The following is a 5,024-nucleotide window of genomic DNA, read 5'->3' as shown; positions in this document are numbered from 1 at the left end:
GCGGCACTGGGCATGGCGCTGGTGTCGCTGGAAGGGCGCTGGCTGGATGTCAACGATGCGCTGTGCCGCATTCTCGGCTACACGCGGGAGGAACTGCTGCAGGTCGATTTCCAGCGGTTGACCCATCCGGCCGATCTGCAGACCGACCTGGCCCTGGTGCAGGACCTGCTGGCGGGGCGACGCACGCACTATCACCTCGAAAAGCGTTACCTGGGCCGTGAGGGCAACACCATCTGGGCACGGCTGTCGGTATCGCTGGTACGCAATGAGCGCGGTGAACCGTTGCATTTCGTGTCGCAGATCCAGGATGTCAGCGCCCAGCGCAGCAGCGAGCAGCGCCTGTTCGAAAGCGAGCAGCGTAGCCGCATCACCCTGGATGCGGTTGCCGACCTGGTACTCAGCGTGGCCCTGGATGGCCATATCGAGTATGCCAACGCGGCCGCCGTGCGAATGCTTGCCGGCGATGGAGCGCTGTCGCTGGCCGGGCATCTCGTGCAGGACGTGCTGTCGTTGACCACCGAATACGCACCGCAATCGCAGCTCGACGTCAGCGTGCTGTTGGACCCGGAAAGCAACGCCGTGGATCTGCATGCCGATCTGCTGCTGCAGATGGGCACCGCCGTGGTGCCGGTTGACCTGACCCGGGCCTGGCTTCGCGACGACGAGGGCCAGGTGCGTGGTGCAGTGTGGGTCCTGCGCGATGACACCCAGCAGCGTGCACGCGAGCGCGAGGCACGGCACCTGGCGGAGATGGACCCGCTGACCGAACTGGGTAATCGCCGCGGCTTCGAAGTACATCTGCAGCAGGCGATCACCCGGGTCGAGCGGACCGGGCAGGCGGCGTCACTGATGTACATCGATCTGGACCGGTTCAAGCCGGTCAACGATACCTTTGGTCATCTGGCCGGCGACGCCGTGCTGTGGGCCGTGGCCAGCGTATTGCGCCATGGTGTACGCGACTCGGATGTGGTGGCGCGCCTGGGCGGTGACGAATTCGCGGTGATCCTGTCCGGGTGCAGCCCGCGGCGAGCGGCGCGCATCGGCGGCGAGCTGCTGCATACCCTGGCCAACCTGTCCATTCCGTGGGACCAGCACCAGCTGCGGATCGGCGCCAGCATCGGCATCGCACCGCTTGCCGCCGGCATGAGCGTGGACCAGGCCGTCGCCGCCGCCGATGCCCAGTGCTACCGGGCCAAGGCGATGGGCCGCAACAATGTGCAGGTGCAGGGCGAAACCGGCGAACTGCCCGGGGGCTCGCCGGCGGACGGCGGCGACCTCAGCGACGGCTGATCTCAACCTGTGAGAGGGGCGCGGCGAATACTGCGCCAACGCCAACATCCTCAGGTGATCAAATGAACTTCTGCGACTCGGCGGCGATCCGCGCCTTTGCTCCTGCTCTGGTCGGTTGGTGCCTGACCTCGGCGGCCTGCCTGCGCTTGGAACAGCTGCGCGATGACCTGCGCGCGCAGGCTGTTCTGCCCATTCTGCAGGGCGGGGCATTGGTGTTGCTGGTAGTGACGCTGGCGTGTATATGTGTGGCCAGCGTCGTTCTGTGGAAAGCGGGCAGGGACGAGGGGCCTACGGCTTCTGCCCCCTTGGCCGTGCTTCAGGGGAATGAGCAGAGATCGCCCGACGGCATGGATGTATTGCCGATCGACTGAACACCTGCAGTACCTCCCTTTGCATTGATGCCGTTGCAGTTGCCCACGCCCATGCGTCGATTGAGAACAAATCGGTTCGAGCGGAACGTTGCGGTGGCACCGCCGGAAGTTTCAAACACGGCACCACCAAAGTTCGCGCCGTTGACGTAGTTGTTGTCGGCGAGGAATCGGTGTGACCCTTGCACGACGTCGATACCCCATTCTCCTGGTCGTTCAATCACCGAGTTCTTGACGGTGCAGTCGACACAGTTCACTAGATAGATGGCGCTGGCTCCCGAATCGATGACCCGTGCGCCATCAATCATGACGTTGCTGGAGTTGTATATGGCCATCTCACCATCGCCCCCTGGGCCATCCTTGCGGCCTGTGAGCTGTCCGTAAAGGATTGTGACGTCGCGGGAGTCGGTGATCCATAGATTGGGATCCGCCGTCCCATTGCCGGCAATGCCGTTTCCACGCATGAACGTATCCCAGATTTCCACGCCATTGCCTCCAACCACACCAGCGCTGATCTGGAAGCCGATGATATCCAGACTCCAAATGATGACGCGATCCTGGTGGTAGGCCAGCACGCCGAAGTTTCCGCCTGCCCCTGTCGTCAGCGTGAAGTTGTGCAGCATTGTGTTGCTGCCGAGGCCGATGGCCTTCTGTGGTGCGCCGTAGGCTGAGACCACCACCTCGGCCATGGTAGCTCCAAGTCCTTCAATGGTGGTCCCGGCAGGAATCTCCAGGGGCGCCGGGCCGGCGACATACTGACCTGGCCTGAGGCAGATCTTCTTGCCTGGCGCGCTGGCGACGGCACCAGCAAGATCGCCGCCGTTGTCGAGAGTGAGGTCACAAGCAGCGGCCTGCAGCGCCGCGGCCAAGCCGAATGCCGCGAGTGCGGCGGGGATCCATTTCTTCATAACGGTTCCTTCCAGTGGACAGCCCCATCCATGATACCGCAGCTAGCGTTCCTCTCTCAGAGCAGCACTTCGTCCGAGCTGACCAGATGCACGTMGTGCATCATGTTGAGGTAGGCCTCGTAGTAGCCTTTGTGCGAAGCGCCAACGATGGCCAGCAGGCGCGTTCCCGGCCGCTGGCCCAGCACTTCGCGGATGTTGGCGACCATGCGCAGGTTGCGGGTTTCCCAGTAGCCCACATAGTTGCGACCAAAGCCCTGGGGAGAGGGTTCGACCAGCGCGGCTCCGAAGTCCGCCTGGTAGGCCTGCAAGCCGACGCCGGGGCGATTGTAGGCACGGTACAGCTCCAGCACGCCTCCGACCTTGCCGACATTTGCATACAGCGGTTCGTCGGCGTCCCGCCGTGCGTTTGCATGTGGATTGTCCCAGGCCGACATGATCGCTTCGCGTGCTGCCTTCTCGTCCTTGGGCGCGGTTGGCGAATCGGCGGTGTGGTCGTCCACTGCCCACAGGCGTTCCAGGCCCAGGCGGGCAGCGAGGACTGCCGCCACCAGGTTGGTTTCATTGCGGCGGGTCAGGCTCTTGTCGAGAATCTCGACCAGCGCAGCATCCAGCCCGTCGCCGGCGACGCGCTCCTGCACAGGCAGGCGTAGCCATTGCACCTGCGCCGATCCGCGCTCGCCAGCGGCCAGGAACACCGCAGCCAGATGCCGACGCTGCGCTGCTGTGGGGCTTGCCGGCCACGCCGACAGCAGGCGTCCCATCTCGACGTTGGCGTCGGGCACGTCGAGGCCGGTGGCGGCGCGGGCCGCGTCGGTGTCGAAGCAGTAGGTTTCAACGCTTTCGGCATAGCGGCCGGGATTGCGACGCATGAAGTCGCACTGCAGGCCGGACAGGTTTTCGGTGGCAATCGCCTCCGGGCGCCAACGTGCCAAGCGCTGCAGCAAGGGCTCCAGCAGGGCCGGCTCGAAGGTCTTTGGCAGTTCCGACAGATGTGCTGTCCCAAGCACCAGTACTTCGTTGTGGCGACCGGCGGGTGGCCCCTTCAGCTGGTCGGGATGGAAGCTGGGCCGGAACCCCGCGTCACTGGCCAATGCGCCGGCACTGCACAGGCTGAGGATGATGATGGCGCTCAAGCGTCGAAGCATGCTGCCTCCCAGGAAAGATCCAGTCAGTGGGCGCATGCTGCCGGCAGTGCGCAGGCAAAAGATGTCCCGATGGTCATTGCAACCTTATGCGTGCTTGCCGCATCCCCTTTCCGTCGGCGCTGGTCCAGAATGGTGGCTGGAAGACTTCCGGAAGCGCGTCATGGATGAAATCGCCACCATCGTAGCCGCAGGTGCCGTGCTGGGTGCACTGGCCGGCTGGATCGGGCCGGGCAGATGGCGGTGGCAGCTGTTGCGGCTGGCACCGTTGCTGCTGGTGCCGTTCGCGTTGTACATCCTTTCCACCCGCAACTGGTTCCTGGGCGGCGGCGGGCCACTGGTGGAACCCTCCCTGCTGGTCGTCTGCGGCAGTCTGGGCTACCTGCCGGGCGTGCTGGCAACGATGCTGCTGCGCTGGATTCTGCGGCGCGCTGCCGACCAGGGGCTGGCCCCCTAAAGTAGTTGGCCGCCCCGCCGATACCTTCTCTGGAGCCCGCTGCTGGCTCCCGCTGCCGGACCCGAGGCTGCCTCCGATGGGCGGCCCGTGCCGTGTGCTTTGCCGCTGTTTGATGACGATCGCAGCTGCCTTACTGTTTCTGCCAGTCGCTCGAGTGACGCCTTCCGGCGTCTGCAGTCCCAGGCAATCGAAGTTGCCGCCAGGCATCCCGCCCGGCGGGTCGCAACCGCTACCCGGACACCGAGGATCAGACGATGCTTATTTCAGGCTCCATGGAAGGTGCTCAGGCGCCGGCCGAAGTGCTCACCCGTTGGTCTCCCTTGCGCGCGCTGCGGGGGGTGTTGGGCAGGCAGCGCCGCGCCACGGAGGTGGCCGAGCAGCATCGGCGGCACGTCGAGCTTGAGGCCCAGGTGGCCGCACTGCACCGGGTGCAGGCGGTCATCGAGTTCGCCCTCGACGGCACGATCCTGCAGGCCAATGACAACTTCCTGCAGGCAGTGGGATATCGCCTGGATGAGATCCAGGGCAGGCATCATTCCCTGTTCGTCGATTCCGAGGACGCGCGCAGTAGTGGATACCGCGACTTCTGGGCGCGACTGGGTCGCGGTGAATTCGATGCAGGGCAGTACCGGCGCTTCGGCAAGGGTGGGCGCGAGATCTGGATCCAGGCGTCCTACAACCCGGTGCTTGACCAGCACGGGCGGCCATACAAGGTGGTCAAGTTCGCGACCGATATCACGGTGCAGAAGCAGCAGGCGGCCGAGTCGGCGGGGCAACTGGCGGCCATCGACAAATCGCAGGCGGTGATCGAGTTCAGCATGGATGGCTGCATCCTGGCGGCCAATGCGAACTTCCTGGC

General features: G+C 64.8%; 6 protein-coding genes. 4 read left to right on the top strand and 2 right to left on the bottom strand.

Annotated elements, in window-relative coordinates; translation table 11 throughout:
- On the top strand, positions 1-1,290 hold a 1,290-nt coding region (locus tag AB4Y84_RS12935; protein ID WP_442250238.1), incomplete at its 5' end, for a diguanylate cyclase domain-containing protein.
- A 62-nt stretch (positions 1,291-1,352) separates the two neighbouring features.
- Positions 1,353-1,661 carry a hypothetical protein gene (locus AB4Y84_RS12930; RefSeq protein WP_442244538.1) on the top strand — a complete coding sequence of 103 codons (309 nt, stop codon included), beginning with the start codon at positions 1,353-1,355 and terminating at the stop codon, positions 1,659-1,661.
- On the opposite strand, the gene AB4Y84_RS12925 is transcribed toward AB4Y84_RS12930, so the two are convergent.
- Positions 1,607-2,566 (bottom strand): right-handed parallel beta-helix repeat-containing protein, encoded by a 960-nt coding sequence (locus AB4Y84_RS12925; protein WP_442244539.1) that lies wholly within the window; start codon positions 2,564-2,566, stop codon positions 1,607-1,609. The two genes, AB4Y84_RS12930 and AB4Y84_RS12925, sit on opposite strands and share 55 nt — an antisense overlap.
- 56 nt (positions 2,567-2,622) lie before the next feature.
- Positions 2,623-3,711, bottom strand: coding sequence for a DUF5694 domain-containing protein (locus AB4Y84_RS12920; RefSeq protein WP_442250237.1), 1,089 nt, complete (start codon positions 3,709-3,711; stop codon positions 2,623-2,625).
- Between the two features lie 160 nt (positions 3,712-3,871).
- Between AB4Y84_RS12920 and AB4Y84_RS12915 the strand changes: the two genes are divergently transcribed.
- Both AB4Y84_RS12915 and AB4Y84_RS12910 read left to right on the top strand, forming a co-directional pair.
- Entirely contained in the window at positions 3,872-4,165 is a 294-nt protein-coding gene (locus AB4Y84_RS12915) for a hypothetical protein (RefSeq protein WP_312107448.1), read from the top strand.
- Between the two features lie 254 nt (positions 4,166-4,419).
- Positions 4,420-5,024 (top strand): PAS domain-containing protein (locus AB4Y84_RS12910; RefSeq protein ID WP_442250236.1); only part of this gene is annotated, 605 nt, incomplete at its 3' end.

This window comes from Stenotrophomonas sp. 2YAF22, from assembly GCF_052114665.1.
Lineage (GTDB): Bacteria > Pseudomonadota > Gammaproteobacteria > Xanthomonadales > Xanthomonadaceae > Stenotrophomonas > Stenotrophomonas indicatrix.
Note: the sequence above shows the minus strand (reverse complement) of the source record. Positions and strands in the feature narration are given on the sequence as shown.